The organism is Arthrobacter oryzae (assembly GCF_003634095.1).
Lineage (GTDB): Bacteria > Actinomycetota > Actinomycetes > Actinomycetales > Micrococcaceae > Arthrobacter > Arthrobacter oryzae.
In genome coordinates, this window is the sequence record NZ_RBIR01000004.1 from 284,356 (window position 1) to 300,160 (window position 15,805).

Below are 15,805 nucleotides of genomic sequence, written 5' to 3' on the forward strand. Positions count from 1 at the left end.
GACGGTAGGGCCTGAGGAGTGTCCTTCCAGCTTAGGCCCCGCAGGCTCAGGACCGTACCGGGTCCTCGGCGCCCGGCGGGCCCTCGCCCGAGCCCAGCGGAACCCCGGGGCCGAACACCGGGCCGGGCAGCGGCCGCTTGGCCGTCACGCCGTCGCCCGAGGAGCGGTGCCGCAGCCGGCGCACCACCCAGGGGACGAAGTATTCCCTGGCCCACACGAGGTCCCCGCTGCGGGCCTCCCGCCAGCTGCGCTGCGGCATCGGCTTGGGGGAGAGCGGCTCCAAGGTGTGGGCGACGTTCAGGGAGTCCAGCACCATGGCCGCGATCGTGTGGTGGCCCAGCGGCGAGAAGTGCAGCCGGTCCGCATTCCACATCTGCGGATCGTTGAGCTGGCGCAGGGACCACATGTCCGCGATCACGGCGTCGTGGCGCGCGGCGATGGTGCGCAGGTTCTCGTTGTAAATGGCCACCTTGCTCCGGATCCGGCCCAGGACCGTGGAACCGGTGTCCGGGCCGTTGAACAGGACCACGGTGGCACCGCCCAGGCTCAGGATTTGCACCACCGAATCGAGTTTTTCGGCCAGCGCGTCCGGATCGCCGCCCGGACGGATGAGGTCGTTGCCGCCCGCCGAGAGCGTGATGAGGTCCGGCTTGAGCGACAGGCAGTGCGCGAGTTGCTGGTCCACGATCTGCTGCAGAAGCCGGCCCCTGACGGCGAGGTTGGCGTAGGCGAAGTCGTTGTGGCCGCGGCTGAGTTCCTCGGCCACCCGGTCTGCCCAGCCCCGGTGGCCGCCCGGGCTGGCAGGCTCCGGGTCGCCGATGCCTTCCGTGAAGGAGTCTCCCATGGCCACATAGCGGGTCCACGGGTGGGTCACGACGGCGTCGGCTGATGCGTCCGGTGCGTTGTCCATGGCTTCGGTTTCGCTCACCTTCTAATCCTGCACTCTTCCCGCCAAGCTACGCCACCGTAGCTTGTTACCGGAAGGTAACTGTAAGAATGGTTCCATGACTGAAGCCGCTGCCTTCCCCGCCCCTATTGTCCTGTGGTCCCAGCCCGAAGAGGCCCGCGCCGGCAAGCCCCTCCTGGTGCTGCTGCACGGCTACGGCGCCAACGAACAGGACCTGCTCAGCCTGGCGGACATGCTGCCGGAGGAGTTTGTGGTGGCCTCGCTGCGCGCCCCGATCGTCTCCGGCCCGGGGTTCACCTGGTTCCCGCTGACGGCGTCCATCGACTATTCGCTCGACGCCGTCAAGGACGCCGCGGCATATGTGCAGGACTGGATCGACTCGGTCAAGGCCAACCACCCCTCGGTGACGCTGCTCGGGTTCTCCATGGGCATGGCGATGGCCACCACGCTGCTGCGGCAGCGGCCGGACGGGTACGCCGCCGTCGTCGGGCTTTCAGGCTTCGCCGTCGACGCCGACGGGGACACAAGCTTCCGCGACGCGGAACTGGACGGGACCGTGCCGCTGTTCTGGGGCCGGGACCAGCAGGATCCCGTGATCACGCCGGACAAGATCGACTTCACCATGGGCTGGGTGCGCAATCACGTCAAGCTCACCAAGGTCCTGTATACAGGCATGTGGCACGGCATCAACCAACAGGAAATCGGCCATGTCGCGGAGTTCCTCACGCACGAGGTACTCAACAAATAGGGCCGGACGACGACGGCGGCCCCGCCGCCGCTGCTACGCGGCGGGGGGCGCGCTGATCCGCACGGTCCGGCCGTTCACGGTGACAGTGTCGCCGTCGTGAAGCTGCCGGCCCCGGCGCTCATCGATTTCGCCGTTGACTTTGACCAGCCCGCTCTTGATCAGGTCCGCGGCCTCCACGCCGTCCTCAACCAGATTCGCGAGTTTCAGCAGCTGACCCAGCCGGATCATGCTGTCGCGGATGATGATGTCTTCGAATTCCGTATTGCTCATATAGGCAATGATGCCTGACCTAAGGTGGCACCAATGACCCACGCACCCCGGCTCCCGCTCATCGCGGGACTGCCCATGGCCATAGCGGCCGGGTTGTTCATCCCGCTCCAGGGCCGGATCAACGGCGCCCTCGGGGTGGCCCTCAGCGACGGAATCGGCGCCGCCGTCGTCAGTTTCAGCACCGGGCTGGTAGTGATGGCCGTCATTTCGCTGGCGCTGCCCAAGGGCCGGGCCGGGCTGGCGCGGATCCTGCCGGCCGTGCGCGAACGGCAGTTTCCGCCCTACTACGTCCTGGCCGGGTGCATCGGGGCCCTGTTTGTCTTCGCCCAATCCTTCACCGTGGCCGTGCTCGGCGTCGCCCTCTTCACCGTGGCCGCCGTGACGGGACAGACACTCAGCGGACTGCTGGTGGACCGGATGGGGATCGGACCGGCGGGGAAGAGGCCCATCACCGGCATCCGGGTGCTCGGCAGTGCGCTGACCGTCGCCGCCGTCGCGTGGGCGGTCTCACCCCGGTTCAGCGCCGGAGAATCCGGGCTGCAGCTGCTCCTTCCGGTGCTCCTGCCGCTTCTGGCCGGGTTTCTGATGAGTTTCCAGCAGGCCATGAACGGCACGGCCACCGTCCACTACGGTTCCCCGATCGCCGCGACGTTTGTGAACTTCATCGCCGGAGCCGCCCTGCTCTGGGTGGCCTGGTTGATCAAGCTCGCGGTGGCCGGGGCCGGCAACCCCCTCCCGGCGCAGTGGTGGTACTACCTGGGCGGCCCCCTTGGCTGCGTATTTATCGGGGTCGGCGCCCTGCTGGTCCGCAGCCTGGGCGTGCTGGTCACCGGCCTCGGGATGATCGCCGGGCAGCTGCTCGGGTCCCTCGGACTTGACCTGATCTTCCCGGTTCCCGGGTCCGTCGTCGCCCTTCCCACAGTCCTTGGCACCCTTCTCACCCTCGGCGCCATCATCCTGGCCACCCTGCCCTGGCCCCGGGGCGCACTGAAGCGGTAGCGGGCCGGTAGGCTGGGAGTTTGCATCCCACTGTTCATTTCCCCCTGCCGGCAACCAGCCGGTGACCCGGGGCTGACACCGCGGACCGCACCCAGCGGCCCTGTAGAAAATTGGAGTTCCCATGGCAGCAAAATCCGTCCTCGACCAGATCATTTCCCTCGCCAAGCGACGGGGATTCGTTTTCCAGGCCGGTGAAATCTATGGCGGCTCCCGTTCTGCCTGGGATTACGGCCCGCTCGGCGCCGAGCTGAAGGAAAACATCAAGCGTCAGTGGTGGCAGTCCGTGGTCCGCGGCCGCGAGGACGTCGTAGGCCTCGATTCCTCCGTCATCCTGCCCCGCCAGGTCTGGGAAGCCTCCGGCCACGTCGATGTCTTCTCGGACCCGCTGGTGGAGTGCCTGTCCTGCCACAAGCGCTACCGGGCGGACCACCTCGAAGAAGAATACGAGGAGAAGAAGGGCCGTCCTGCCGAGAACGGCCTCAAGGACATCGCCTGCGCCAACTGCGGCACCCGCGGCCAGTGGACAGAGCCGCACGAATTCTCCGGCCTGCTCAAGACCTACCTCGGTCCTGTCGCCAGCGAGGAGGGCCTGCACTACCTGCGGCCCGAAACGGCCCAGGGCATCTTCGTGAACTTCAGCAACGTCCTGACCACCTCGCGGAAGAAGCCGCCGTTCGGCATCGGCCAGATCGGCAAGTCATTCCGCAACGAGATCACGCCGGGCAACTTCATCTTCCGCACCCGCGAGTTCGAGCAGATGGAGATGGAATTCTTCGTCGAGCCCGGCACCGACGAGCAGTGGCACGAGTACTGGATGAAGGAGCGCATGTCCTGGTACACGGGCCTGGGCATCCGTGAGGAGAACCTGCGCTTCTTCGAGCACCCGCTGGAGAAGCTCAGCCATTACTCCAAGGGCACCACGGACATCGAATACCGTTTCGGTTTCCAGGGCTCGGAGTGGGGCGAACTCGAGGGCATCGCCAACCGCACCGACTTTGACCTTTCCACCCACGCCAAGGCCTCCGGCGCTGACCTGAGCTACTTCAACCAGGCCACCAACGAGCGCTACATCCCCTACGTGATCGAGCCCGCCGCCGGCCTCACCCGCTCGTTCATGGCCTTCATGATCGATGCCTACACCGAGGACGAGGCCCCCAATGCCAAGGGCGGCGTGGACATCCGCACCGTGCTCAAGCTCGATCCGCGCCTGGCTCCGGTGAAGGCGGCCGTGCTTCCGCTGAGCCGCAACGAGGATCTGTCCCCGAAGGCCAAGGATCTCGCCGCCCAGCTGCGCAAGAGCTGGAACATCGAGTTCGACGACGCCGGCGCCATCGGCCGCCGCTACCGCCGCCAGGACGAGATCGGCACCCCGTTCTGCATCACCGTGGACTTCGACACCCTCGAGGACCAGGCCGTCACCATCCGCGAGCGCGACACCATGAGCCAGGACCGCGTCTCCCTGGACAAGGTGGAGGGCTACCTGGCCGCCCGGCTGATCGGCGCCTGATCGTGGCCATCGCATACCGGGAATGGCGGGAGGGCGACGACCTCGCGCTGCTGGAAGTCTGGGGCGGTCCTGAGACTGTCCAGGCCGGACAGTTCCGCGGCACGCTGGCGCCCTCGGGCAACGCCCCCTGGCGCCGCTGCATCGTGGCCGAGGACGTCGTGGACGGCGTTGCGATTCCCGTTGCGGCGGCGGTGGTCCACGAGGCCGCGCTGCATCCGCAACGGCTCTGGGCGTATGTCGAAGTCGCCCGGGACCACCGCCGCTCCGGCATCGGATCGACCCTGCTGACCATGCTCCGGCATGAGGCGGCCCAATCGCCGTCGGGCGTGTCCAGGCTCCGCTGCAAGGTCGAGCCGGGCACCCCCGGCGCGGCTTTTGCGGAGGCCGCCGGCCTGACCCCGATCCAGCGGTCCCGCCTCGTCGTCGTGGACCCGGCGCCGCTCAAGCTGCCGGTGTTTGGCGACGGCTCGGAATCGGCGGCCACCGATCAGGTCGAGGACCTGGCCACCGGCTCGGTCGAGCTCAGCGACGTCGTGGGCCGTTACTACACCGCGGTACACGACTGGGACAGCCCGGGGGAGCTGAGCGTCGCCGCGGTGCAGCGGTTGTTCCTGGATGACCTCAGCGGTGCCCACGGCGCTATCGTGCTGCGCGCGCCCAAGGCCAGCGCCTTCGGGCACGGCATCGCGGCGAGCCGGAAGGGCAGGCTGGAGGGGTTCGCCATCAGCTATGCACAGGGCCTCGCGGGCACTGACGCCGATGGTCCCGGCGCAGCCGGGCCCACCGAAGTCTTCCTGGGCCACGAGCCCAAGCTCGACGCGGATCAGGCTCGGGCCGCCATGCGGGATCTCCTGGCCCTGATCGCCTATCAGCACCCGGTGATGCTGGAACTGGACGATGCGATGACGGCCCTTCGTGCGGTGGTCGAACCGCTGCTTGAGACCGGCAAGGCCCACGTCCAAGGCTCGGAAACCCTTGTGGTCTCGGACCCGGCCTAGGCTTTAATCCCGACTGACCCGCCGCTGCGGCCGCTATGACGTGTTTGACGCGTGATAACGGACGCGGCTGCGGGTCAGTTTGCGTTGGGGGGGCCGGTTCTATCGGCGATGGGCGCCGGCACGCCGGGGACCGTCGGCCTCGTCGAGCCGGCGGCGCTCTTCCTCCGTCGGGGCGCCCCCGCCGCTTCCGGCCGGCATCCACCAGGCTCCGGGGGCCGGGTTCAGCGGGAAGTCCGCCATGGCGACGTCGATCCCGTGCTGCAGAGCCCGCGCAAGCCGTGCGGTGGCCGGCTGGGCGTCTAGGGCCGGATCCGGGAGCGACTCCGGAAGGATCGGCTCACCGACGTGGATGCGGACCGGGGCGCACCAGGCGCGGGCCGGCGAGAATCCGTGGTGCCGGGTCATCAGCCGGTGCGCACCCCAGATGGAGACCGGGATGATGGGCACGCCGGCCTCGGCGGCCATCCGCACGGCTCCGGTCTTGCATTCGCGCACCGTGAAGCTGCGGCTCACGCCGGCCTCGGGCAGGATGGCGATGTACTCGCCCGCCGACAGCCGGGCGACCGCGGCGTCGTAGGCATGGGCACCCGACCCGTACCCCACCACTACATGGCCGGCCGCGCTGACTGCGGGCCCGGCAAACCAGTGGTCCGCGGCTCCCTGCGTGACGAGGAAGCGCATCTGCGTGCGGTTGTGCCGCCACAGCAGCAGCTCCGCGAAGGCAAAGTCGAGGTAGCCGAAGTGGGTGATCGCGACCACCGCGCCCTGGCCGGGTACCACCGCGCGGGACCGGGCACGTGCCGGGGCAGGTGACGGGCCGCGGGGGGAAGCGTCGGGGGAAGTTCCTGAGGGCACGGGCTGGGGCAGGTTCTCCTGGCCCGTGATGATGACGCGGATCCGGAACAGCCAGCGCAGCGCCAGCCCGGTGCGGACAATGAACCGGTAGAAGCGGTCGCTGGGTTCTGGTCTCCACCGCAGGGAACGCCTGCTCATGCCACACCCGCCACGTCCGTGCTCTTCATGTCAGGGCCCCCATGTCAGCGCCTGTCTGGCTGCCCGCTTGCGCGCCGCCGGGGCGGCAAGGGGAGGAATCCGGACGTGGATTCGATGTATTCCTTGTAGCCGGGCCGGGCGGACATGGCTTTTTCCGTCAACGGTTTCCCTGTCCGCCCCGCCAGTGCCCAGATCATCAGCGCAGGGGACAGGATGGTCAGCACACCGGGCCACGAATCGGCGGCCACCAGGAAGATCCCCGCCCAGACGGCGGCGTCGCCGAAATAGTTCGGGTGGCGGGTGTAGCGCCACAGCCCGGTGTTCAGGACCGTTCCGCGCCGGGCCGGGTCGGCCTTGAACTGCGTCAACTGCCAGTCTCCCACCGTCTCGAACACGAAGCCCAGGATCCAGAACAGGACGCCGAGGAAGGCCAGCCAGCCAAGGCTGCCGGTGGCGAACATGCCGACCTGGATGGTGAGCGAGACGAAGAACATCACCACGCCCTGGGGCAGGTAGACCCGGCGCAGGGCGTAGACGTTGCGTGACCCGGGCGCTGCGGAGAGCATGTCCACATAGCGCGGATCCTCGTGGCCGCCGCGGGCACGGACCCCAATGTGGACCGCGAGGCGGATGCCCCACACGGCGACCAGGGCCAAGAGCAGGAGCCGTCGCCCGGCGTCGCCGTGTCCTGCCGAGAGCACCCAGGAGATGGCGGCCACCACCACGAAGCCGAGGCCCCAGACGGTGTCGATGACGGAGTGCCGGTTCTGCCGCAGCGCGACCGCGAAGGTCACCGCCAGCAGGACCACAAGGCCGGCGATGACCCACGGCAGGCTGGCGAGGAAGGCGTCCAGCGGGAACGGCGGCATCACAGCACCACCGGCATCCGGGTTCCGGCGGCGGGCAGGGGGCCGCCCAAGGCGCCGCGCAAGGTGTCCGTGGCGGCGGAGACATCCGCTCCCGTGGACCGGGCGAAGGCGTCCAGGATAAAGCCGTCGGCGAGCGAGTTCCACAAGGCCAGCCGTTTCAACATGAAATGGCCGGCGCCCTTGAGGGAGACGTAGTCGACGGATGCCGCTACATGCTCGGCCCGCCGGGCGTAGTCCAGCGAGTTAGCCGGGCTGGTCCAGCGGTCCTCGGTGCCGTGGACGATCAGGATCCGTCGGCCCGCCACGGGGCCGACCGGGGTCTCGTGATTGAGCCACGGGGCTAGCGCGACGATCGCGGCGACCTGCGGATCGTCGGCCACGCACAAGGTGGTGAGCCCGCCCATGGAGTGGCCCAGCAGGTACACCGGTACGCCGGGATGCTCCTGGCTGATCCGGGACAGCGCCCAACGGGCGTCCCGCACGGGGGACTTGTCCTCCCCGTTCCACCCCCGGTACCGGTTCCGCAGCGTCCAGACGGCCAGCCCGTGCGGGCCGCCCTGCCGGTTCAGGGCCCGTGCGAAGGGCAGCATCCGGGCCGGGCTCAGGTGCCGGCCGCGGACAGGATCGAAGCTGTCCGCGCGACCGCCGTGCAGGACCAAGGCGACGCCGCGCGTCTCCCCGGCCGCTTCGGCAATGCTGAGCACGGCCCTGGCGGCAGGCCCGGAACTGCCGGCCTCCGGTTCGCGGTCCTCTAGTTTGCGCATGGCCACGCGTGTGTCCTTCCCGTCCTACGTCCGTCAATAACCAACCCTAGGCTGCTGCCCCCGCCCGTCAAGGAGGGGGCTGCCTAGTGTGGATTCGGAGCCGGTGCCCCCGGCGATGGGTGCGGCCGGCACGCGTGCGCTTGACGGTGGCTTTGGCGGTGGATTAAACGGTGGCCTTGACGGCGGAATTCCGAAAGAGTAGGCCTGTGCAGGTAAACCTCCGGGCGTCACGCCGGCTGGGAGCGCACAGAACCGTCCGGGTCGAATCTCACGATGAAATCGACGGTACAGACAATGAACGCAACATCCTTGGATAGCCTGCGCGAGCAAGTCCGCGGGCAGATCATCACGCCCGGCGACTCCGACTTTGACGCGGCGCGGGCAGTGCATAACGGCATGATCGACAAGAGGCCGGCGGCGGTGGTCCGCGTATCCCAAGTGGCGGACGTGATCGCGTGCGTCAACTTCGCCCGGGACAACTCCCTTGATCTTGCCATCCGCGGCGGAGGCCACAGCGTTCCCGGGTTCGGCACATGGGATGACGCCCTGGTCATCGACTTCGTTAACACCTCCGGCATCCGGGTTGATCCCGCGGCCCGGACGGCACGCACAGAAGCCGGTGCAACGTGGGGCGACTTCAACCACGCCACCCACGCCTTCGGGCTGGCGACAACCGGCGGCATCGTCGGGACGACGGGCGTAGCAGGCCTCACCCTGGGCGGCGGCATTGGGTACCTGGCGCGGAAGCACGGACTCAGCTGTGACAACCTCCTCTCGGCCGATGTCGTCACGGCGGACGGAAAGTTCCTGACCGCCAGTGAACGCGAGAACGAGGACTTGTTCTGGGCACTTCGGGGCGGCGGGGGAAATTTCGGTGTGGTGACGTCGCTGGAATTCCGGCTGCATCCGGTGGATATGGTCCACGCCGGGATCATCATCTATCCCATGGAGCATGCCGAGACTGTGGCGAAGTTCTATCGGGATCACATTGATTCAGCGCCGGAGGAGCTAAGCGCGTTCCTGGCCTTCGCCCTGGGGCCGCCCGTGCCATTCCTGCCCGAGGAATGGCACGGCAAACCGGTGGTGGCCGTTATCGGGATGTGGACGGGCGATCAGGCCGAAGGACCCAGCCGCTGGAAACCCTTCCTCGACGTCGCCCCTGTGGTGGGTTCGATGGTGGGACCGATGCCCTACCCGGCCCTGAACCAGGCCTTCGACCCGCTTGTTCCCAAGGGACTGCAGGGCTACTGGAAAGCCGATTTCCTCGCGGAGCTCAGCGACGGTGCCATCGCCGCGCACCTCGAGCACGGCAGCAAGGTTCCCAGCGTGCAAAGCGTCGTCCACGTGTACCCCATTGACGGCGCCGTTCACCGCGTGGGCTCAAGCGAAACGGCGTTCGCCAACAGGGACATGAAGTTTGCGCCCATAGTTGCCGGCCTCTGGCCGGACCCGGCGGACAACGAGGCGAACATCGCCTGGGTCAAGGCATATGCGGCGGCGCTGCGGCCCTATTCGGCGCCGGGCGGCTACATCAACTTCATGGACGGCGATGACCTGCCCCGGGTCGCGGAAAACTATGGACCCAACTACGCCCGCCTGCGGGATATCAAAGCCAAGTACGATCCGCAGAACCTCTTCCACGTGAACCAGAACATTGCCCCCGCGTGACCTCGCCGGCCGAACTGGGGGGCCGGACGGGCCGGCTGAGAACCGGTGTTTCCACCGCGCCGGGCGGCCCCCGCGGGGCCAGATTTCCACATAGCCGAGCCGGATCGGCCCGATTTGCCCGACTTTGAGACAATGGTCGGGTGACTGTTGTAGCGACGCCTCCCGCCCCCAAGCTGGAACTCCCGCCCCTGAAGCTGGGTCCGATCACCGTGGACACCCCGGTGATCCTGGCCCCGATGGCGGGCATTACCAACTCCGCCTTCCGCAGGCTGTGCCGTGAATACGGCGGCGGCCTGTATGTGGCGGAGATGGTCACCTCGCGCGCCCTCGTGGAACGCACGCCGGAGTCGCTGCGGATCATTTCGCACGACGACGACGAGAAAGTCCGCTCCGTGCAGCTCTACGGTGTGGACCCCGTGACCGTCGGCCAGGCCGTGCGGATGCTGGTCGAGGAGGACCGTGCGGACCACATCGACCTCAACTTCGGCTGCCCCGTCCCCAAAGTCACCCGGCGTGGCGGCGGCTCGGCGCTGCCCTGGAAGATTGACCTCTTCACCTCGATCGTCCAGACCGCCGTCAAGGAAGCCTCCCGGGGCAACATTCCGCTGACCATCAAGATGCGCAAGGGCATCGACGAGGACCACCTGACGTACCTCGACGCCGGCCGGATTGCCCGCGATTCCGGTGTCGCCGCCGTCGCCCTTCACGGCCGCACCGCGGCCCAGTTCTATTCCGGCCAGGCCGACTGGTCCGCCATCGCCCGGCTGCGGGAGGCCCTCCCGGACATCCCCGTCCTGGGCAACGGAGACATCTGGTCCGCCGAAGACGCGGTCCGGATGGTCCGCGAGACCGGGGTGGACGGCGTCGTCGTCGGGCGCGGCTGCCAGGGCCGGCCGTGGCTGTTCGGCGATCTCATGGCCGCGTTCGAAGGCAGCGACCAGCGGTTCCGGCCCGATCTGGGGCAGGTGGCCGAAAGCGTATACCGGCACGCCGAGCTCATGGTCGAGACGTTCGGAGACGAGGGCAAGGCCCTGCGTGAAATCCGCAAGCACATGGCCTGGTACTTCAAGGGCTACGTGGTCGGCGGCGAACTGCGGACCAAGCTGGCCCTCGTCACCAGCCTCGAAGTGCTCCGTGCCACCCTGGACCAGCTGGATCTTGAGTCGCCGTACCCCGGGGTCGACGCCGAGGGGCCGCGCGGCCGCGCCGGCTCGCCCAAGAAACCCGCGCTGCCCAAGGACTGGCTGCTGAACCGGACGCTGGATGACGAGCAGACCCGCGACATCTCCTTTGCCGAACTGGACGTCTCCGGTGGCTGAAACCCGGACCACCGCCCCCGTCCTGGACGGCTACACCTCCCGCGACTCCGCCCGGTGGGTCGAAGAGCCGCCCAAGAGCACCTACCGGTCAGACTTCGAGCGTGACCGGGCCAGGGTCCTGCACTCCTCGGCCCTGCGCCGGCTCGGGGCGAAGACCCAGGTGGTGGCACCGGACACCGACGACTTCGTCCGGACCCGGCTCACGCACAGCCTCGAAGTGGCCCAGGTGGGCCGCGAACTCGGCCGCGCGCTCGGCTGCGACCCCGACGTCGTGGACACCGCGTGCCTCAGCCACGACCTCGGCCACCCGCCCTTCGGCCACAACGGCGAAGCGGCGCTCAACGAGACGGCCCACGTGATCGGCGGCTTCGAAGGAAACGCCCAGACGCTGCGGCTGCTGACCCGGCTGGAGCCGAAGGTCCTCGCCCCGGACGGGCGGCCGGCCGGCCTGAACCTGACCCGGGCGAGTCTCGATGCGGCCGCCAAGTACCCGTGGTCCGCCCTGAACGCGCCCGTCATCCACGGCGAGCGGACCAGCAAGTTCGGCGCCTACGAGGACGATCTCCCCATCTTCGATTGGATCCGCGAGGCGGCCCCGGAACGCCGGTCGTGCCTTGAAGCGCAGGTCATGGACTTGGCCGACGACATCTCCTACTCCGTGCACGACGTCGAGGACGCGATCGTCGCGGGCCATTTCCAGCTGCGCTGGATGGACAACCCGGACCACCGGGCGCGCGTCGTCGGCTATGCCAAGCAGTGGTATCTGCCGCACAACGACCCCGCCGCCATCGACGCCGCCCTGGCCCGGTTGGAGGCCACTAGCGTCTGGGTGCGCGAGGCCGACGGCAGCCGCAAGGCCATGGCGGCGCTCAAGGACATGACCAGCCAGCTCATCGGCCGGTTCTGCCAGAGTGCCCTCGAGGCCACACGCGCCGTCTACGGCCCGGAAAACCTCACCCGGTACAACGCCGAGCTGATCGTCCCGGATGAGACCGTCATGGAAATCGCGGTGATGAAGGGCCTGGCCACCACGTTCGTCATGACCACCGAGCACAGGCAGCCCATCTATGAGCGCCAGCGGGAGGTCCTGCACGCCCTCGTCACAGCGCTGAGCGCCACAGAGGACCGCCACCTGGAGCCGATGTTCGCCGCCGACTGGCTTGACGCGGGGGACGACGCCGCCCGCCTGCGCGTCGTGATCGACCAGGTCGCGTCCCTGACGGACGGCTCGGCGCTGGCCCTGTACGAGCGCCTGGTGGGCAGCCTGCCGTCGCTCTGGTGACCGGGCCGGTCGACCGCGCCGGCGGCGTGCGCCGAACAGACAGGTTTGTCTAAGCATTTACAAAGCTATGCCGAGGAACATGGGAACCAAAGCTTAACCGCCGAGGAAGGAAGCACCTGTGGATACCCGGAACAAGGGCAAACGACTGGCCAGCGGCATCACCGCGGCAGTCAGCATCGGCAGCCTCGCGACGGCGGGCGTCGCAGCCGCCGTCGTGTATTCCACCACGCCCTCCAGCGCTTCCAAGGTTTCCCCTGTCACCTCCGGCTCAAACCCGTGGGGAGATCCGGCGCGCGACGGCTCCGGCGCAGCGGCCGGCGGCGCCACGCAGGACGGCACCAGCCGCCCGCCCGGATTCAGCCCCGTCCAGCCCGGCAACGGCAGCGTCACCCATGGTCAATCGTCGGGGTCCTAACGTGGTGGCGCACGCAGGCTGGACCGTATGGGGGCTTGAGGCTTCCCTGACCGTTACCGACGTCGGGATGCTTGCCGCAGCCCGGGGGATCGTGAACGGCGTCCTTGCCGACGTCGACTTCGCGTGCAGCCGCTTCACGGACGACTCGGAGCTCGCGCGTCTCCAACCGCGGCTGGCCGCCGGGGCCCTTGTCAGCCCGACGCTTCGGGACCTCGTGGAGCGGGCGTTGGATGCCGCCCGGTGGACGGACGGGGACGTCGACCCGACCCTCGGCGCGGACCTGGCCGCCCTCGGATATGACAGGGACATCGTCAGCGTGCGGGTGTTGCAGGACCATTCCCGCCCGCCGGTTTCTCCGCCGTCAGCGCGGCAGGAACGGCGCGTCCCCGGATGGTCGCGGATCAGCATTGACGGGCGGACCTTGACGGTTCCCGAGGACATCCGGCTGGACCTGGGCGCAACCGCCAAAGCGGTCGCGGCAGACCGGGCAGCAGCCCAGGTCCATGCGCAGCTGGGTTGCGGGGTGCTCGTCGCCCTGGGCGGTGATCTGGCGACCGCCGGACCGGGACCGGCAACGCCTGTAGCCGCCGGTGCCGGGGCCGCCGGTCACGTTGCGGCGGGCCCCTGGCAGATTCTGGTTCAGGACCTTCCAACCGACCCAAGCCAGCGCGTCGCCCTGGACCCCGGCTTCGCGATGGCCACGTCCAGTACGCAGAAACGGCGATGGAAGCAGGCGGGAGCCGACGTCCATCACATCCTCGATCCCCGCTTCGGCCGGCCCGCAGAGACCGTGTGGCGGACCGTCACAGTGGCGGCCCCGACGTGTCTGGAAGCCAATGCCTTCAGCACCGCCGGCATCGTTCGGGGCTTTGCCGCCGTCGACTGGTTCCGTGCCAAGGGCGTCACTGCCCGGCTGGTCGATCAACGGGGGCGCATCGTCCGGACCGGCGGCTGGCCGGCGGAGAACCACAATACGGAAGCGCGGGCGTCCCGTGGATGAGGCAATGTGGGCGTTTGGCCGGGTCAGCGGGTTCATGTCCCTCGGGCTGTTCACCCTCTCGGTCCTCCTGGGCGTCCTCACCCGCTCCGGCCGGCCGCTGCTGGTGCTTCCAAGGTTTTCCGTCAGCATCCTGCACCGGAACATCGCACTGTTGGCGGCGGTCTTCCTGGGACTGCACGTCGGATCCCTGTTGCTGGACTCCTTCGCGAAGCTGCGGCCCGTCGACGTCGTCGTACCGTTCCTCGGCTCTTACCGGCCGTTCTGGCAAGGGCTGGGGACAGTGGCGCTGGACCTGGTAGCGGCCGTAATCCTGACGGCGCTGCTGCGGCAACGGATCGGACACCGGATGTTCAAGGCCGTGCACTGGCTCACGTACGCGGCCTGGCCTGTAGCCATGGCCCATGCCATTGGCAACGGCACGGACACCGCCGGCAAGTGGTTCCTGCTGTTCGCGGCAGCATCCGGGGTCGCGGTCGCAGGTGCCCTGCTGTGGCGGCTCTCATCAACATTCCTCGAAACCGCCAAGGCGCGTGGAGGGAACCTCCGATGAACCCGGTTTCCGGCGAGCTCCGTCAAGCATCACCGCCCCACGCGCAGCCGGTGTCCCGCCTTCTGGCCGCCGGCCCGGAGGCCGAGTACGCCCGGCATGCCGACACCTTCGGGCATCTCGATCCCGACGCCGCCGCGCCCGGGCTGCTGAACCTGCTGGAAGCGTCCGGGCTCACCGGACGCGGCGGCGCCGCCTTCGCCACCTGGCGCAAGGCTGTGGCCACCTCACAATCCGCACAAAAACGCCTCGTTCCGGTGCGGCCCGTCGTGATCGCCAACGGCGCCGAAGGAGAGCCGCTTAGCTTCAAGGACCGCACGCTCCTCGCGCACGCACCCCACCTGGTGCTGGATGGTCTGCTGGCCGTGGCACGGGCCGTGGCAGCCGCGCAGGTGTACCTCTACGCCCCTGCCGCAAGCATTCCCGGCGCGCAGCGGGCCCTCGCCGAACATCCCGGGGGGCGCCGGATCCAGGTGGTCGCGTCGCCGGACACGTTCATTTCCGGTGAGGCCAGCGCCGTCGTGAACAACATCGCCACCGGCTCCGCGATTCCGCTCGATAAGCGCCGCCGGCTCAGCGACACCGGGCTCAAGGGGCGTCCCACGCTGGTGCTCAACGTCGAAACGCTGGCCCATGTGGCCCTGATCGCGCGGTTCGGTGCGGACTGGTTCCGCGCGGCCGGGACGCCGCAGGATCCCGGCACCCGTCTGGTGTCCGTGTCCGGCCGCGGACCCGGCAGGGACGTCGTCCTGGAGGTGCCGGGCGGCGCGCTGCTCACCGACGTGCTGCAGTCCGCCGGTATGGATCCGGCCACCTTGTCTGCCGTGCTCGTCGGCGGCTACCACGGCCGCTGGGTTCGGCCGGCCGCCCACGTCCTCGCGCCCAATGGTCCCGTCGGCCAGGTGGTACGGCCCGGAGCGGGAGTCATCCACGCCTTGGCGGACGGTCAGTGCGGGCTCCAAGCCACTGCAGGGATCGTCACGTACCTGGCCGGGCAGTCCGCCCGGCAGTGCGGCCCCTGCATGTTCGGGCTGCCCGCCATGGCCGGAGTCCTCAACCGGATCGCCGCGGGGGAGCAGGACCCGCGGCTTCCGGGAGATCTGGACCGCCTCGCCAACCTTGTCACCGGACGCGGCGCCTGCCATCACCCCGACGGGACAGTGCAGCTCATCGGCAGTGCCCTGGAGGTCTTTTCCGGCGACGTCCGGTCACACCTCGCCGGGCGCTGCTCCGCTGTCGGAATCTGGGCGCCATGACCGCCACCCTGCACATCGACTGGACCAGATGCGACGGCCGCGGCCTTTGCGCGGAACTGCTCTCCGGGGTGCTCGTCAGGGATGACTGGGGGTACCCCGTCGCCCGCGGAAGGCAGGGGCCCGAGCGCACCGATGTTCCCGTCAGGCCGGATGACCTTGAGGCCGCTCGCGAGGCCGTCTCGCTCTGCCCGAGACTGGCCCTGAGCCTGCGGGACGCCGCTTCCGGAGACAGCCAGCGCCGGCGCTAAGGCCCGGCGCGGCCG

The 15,805-nt window shown here is 68.8% G+C and carries 17 protein-coding genes; 12 read left to right on the plus strand and 5 right to left on the minus strand.

Annotated features, from left to right (window positions below):
- Nucleotides 1-46: 46 nt before the first annotated feature.
- Nucleotides 47-910 (minus strand): SGNH/GDSL hydrolase family protein, encoded by an 864-nt coding sequence (locus tag C8D78_RS11460; RefSeq protein ID WP_120954118.1) that lies wholly within the window; start codon nt 908-910, stop codon nt 47-49.
- A gap of 94 nt (nt 911-1,004) precedes the next feature.
- On the opposite strand from C8D78_RS11460, the gene C8D78_RS11465 reads away from it, so the two are divergent.
- On the plus strand, nt 1,005-1,655 hold the full coding sequence (locus C8D78_RS11465; protein WP_120953773.1) for an alpha/beta hydrolase: 651 nt from the start codon (nt 1,005-1,007) through the stop codon (nt 1,653-1,655).
- A 33-nt stretch (nt 1,656-1,688) separates the two neighbouring features.
- Here the strand turns inward: C8D78_RS11465 and C8D78_RS11470 are convergent, their stop codons facing one another.
- Entirely contained in the window at nt 1,689-1,925 is a 237-nt protein-coding gene (locus C8D78_RS11470) for an RNA-binding S4 domain-containing protein (RefSeq protein WP_120953775.1), read from the minus strand.
- A gap of 33 nt (nt 1,926-1,958) precedes the next feature.
- On the opposite strand from C8D78_RS11470, the gene C8D78_RS11475 reads away from it, so the two are divergent.
- From C8D78_RS11475 to C8D78_RS11485, 3 genes are all read left to right on the plus strand, one after another.
- On the plus strand, nt 1,959-2,924 hold the full coding sequence (locus C8D78_RS11475) for a DMT family transporter (RefSeq protein ID WP_120953777.1): 966 nt from the start codon (nt 1,959-1,961) through the stop codon (nt 2,922-2,924).
- 121 nt (nt 2,925-3,045) lie between these two features.
- On the plus strand, nt 3,046-4,431 hold the full coding sequence (locus C8D78_RS11480; RefSeq protein WP_120953779.1) for a glycine--tRNA ligase: 1,386 nt from the start codon (nt 3,046-3,048) through the stop codon (nt 4,429-4,431).
- A 2-nt stretch (nt 4,432-4,433) separates the two neighbouring features.
- Complete coding sequence (locus C8D78_RS11485; RefSeq protein ID WP_120953781.1) at nt 4,434-5,429, plus strand: GNAT family N-acetyltransferase; 996 nt, start codon at nt 4,434-4,436, stop codon at nt 5,427-5,429.
- A 99-nt stretch (nt 5,430-5,528) separates the two neighbouring features.
- On the opposite strand, the gene C8D78_RS11490 is transcribed toward C8D78_RS11485, so the two are convergent.
- The 3 genes from C8D78_RS11490 to C8D78_RS11500 are packed head-to-tail and all read right to left on the minus strand — an operon-like array spanning nt 5,529 to nt 8,055.
- A complete protein-coding gene (locus C8D78_RS11490; protein WP_425266694.1) occupies nt 5,529-6,422 on the minus strand; it encodes a lysophospholipid acyltransferase family protein in 894 nt (297 codons plus the stop codon).
- Between the two features lie 44 nt (nt 6,423-6,466).
- A complete protein-coding gene (locus C8D78_RS11495) occupies nt 6,467-7,291 on the minus strand; it encodes a DUF1295 domain-containing protein (RefSeq protein WP_120953783.1) in 825 nt (274 codons plus the stop codon).
- Nucleotides 7,291-8,055 carry an alpha/beta hydrolase gene (locus C8D78_RS11500; protein WP_120954122.1) on the minus strand — a complete coding sequence of 255 codons (765 nt, stop codon included), beginning with the start codon at nt 8,053-8,055 and terminating at the stop codon, nt 7,291-7,293. Before C8D78_RS11500 ends, C8D78_RS11495 begins: the two co-directional genes overlap by 1 nt.
- 294 nt (nt 8,056-8,349) lie before the next feature.
- Between C8D78_RS11500 and C8D78_RS11505 the strand changes: the two genes are divergently transcribed.
- The 8 genes from C8D78_RS11505 (at nt 8,350) to C8D78_RS11540 (ending at nt 15,790) form a co-directional block, all read left to right on the plus strand.
- Complete coding sequence (locus C8D78_RS11505) at nt 8,350-9,723, plus strand: FAD-binding oxidoreductase (protein ID WP_120953785.1); 1,374 nt, start codon at nt 8,350-8,352, stop codon at nt 9,721-9,723.
- A gap of 140 nt (nt 9,724-9,863) precedes the next feature.
- Nucleotides 9,864-11,042: a tRNA dihydrouridine synthase DusB gene (gene dusB / locus C8D78_RS11510; RefSeq protein ID WP_120953787.1), complete on the plus strand. Its 1,179-nt coding sequence runs from the start codon at nt 9,864-9,866 to the stop codon at nt 11,040-11,042.
- Nucleotides 11,035-12,324 (plus strand): deoxyguanosinetriphosphate triphosphohydrolase, encoded by a 1,290-nt coding sequence (locus C8D78_RS11515; protein WP_120953789.1) that lies wholly within the window; start codon nt 11,035-11,037, stop codon nt 12,322-12,324. The genes dusB and C8D78_RS11515 overlap by 8 nt, the downstream gene beginning before the upstream one ends.
- Nucleotides 12,325-12,442: 118 nt before the next feature.
- The gene (locus C8D78_RS11520) at nt 12,443-12,739 is read left to right on the plus strand and encodes a hypothetical protein (protein WP_120953791.1); all 297 of its coding nucleotides are present in this window, start codon (nt 12,443-12,445) and stop codon (nt 12,737-12,739) included.
- A 1-nt stretch (nt 12,740) separates the two neighbouring features.
- Complete coding sequence (locus C8D78_RS11525) at nt 12,741-13,739, plus strand: FAD:protein FMN transferase (RefSeq protein WP_244208361.1); 999 nt, start codon at nt 12,741-12,743, stop codon at nt 13,737-13,739.
- Entirely contained in the window at nt 13,732-14,289 is a 558-nt protein-coding gene (locus C8D78_RS11530) for a ferric reductase-like transmembrane domain-containing protein (RefSeq protein WP_244208362.1), read from the plus strand. The genes C8D78_RS11525 and C8D78_RS11530 overlap by 8 nt, the downstream gene beginning before the upstream one ends.
- Nucleotides 14,286-15,542, plus strand: coding sequence for an NADH-ubiquinone oxidoreductase-F iron-sulfur binding region domain-containing protein (locus C8D78_RS11535; RefSeq protein ID WP_120953797.1), 1,257 nt, complete (start codon nt 14,286-14,288; stop codon nt 15,540-15,542). Before C8D78_RS11530 ends, C8D78_RS11535 begins: the two co-directional genes overlap by 4 nt.
- Complete coding sequence (locus tag C8D78_RS11540; protein WP_120953799.1) at nt 15,539-15,790, plus strand: ferredoxin; 252 nt, start codon at nt 15,539-15,541, stop codon at nt 15,788-15,790. The genes C8D78_RS11535 and C8D78_RS11540 overlap by 4 nt, the downstream gene beginning before the upstream one ends.
- Nucleotides 15,791-15,805: the final 15 nt, after the last annotated feature.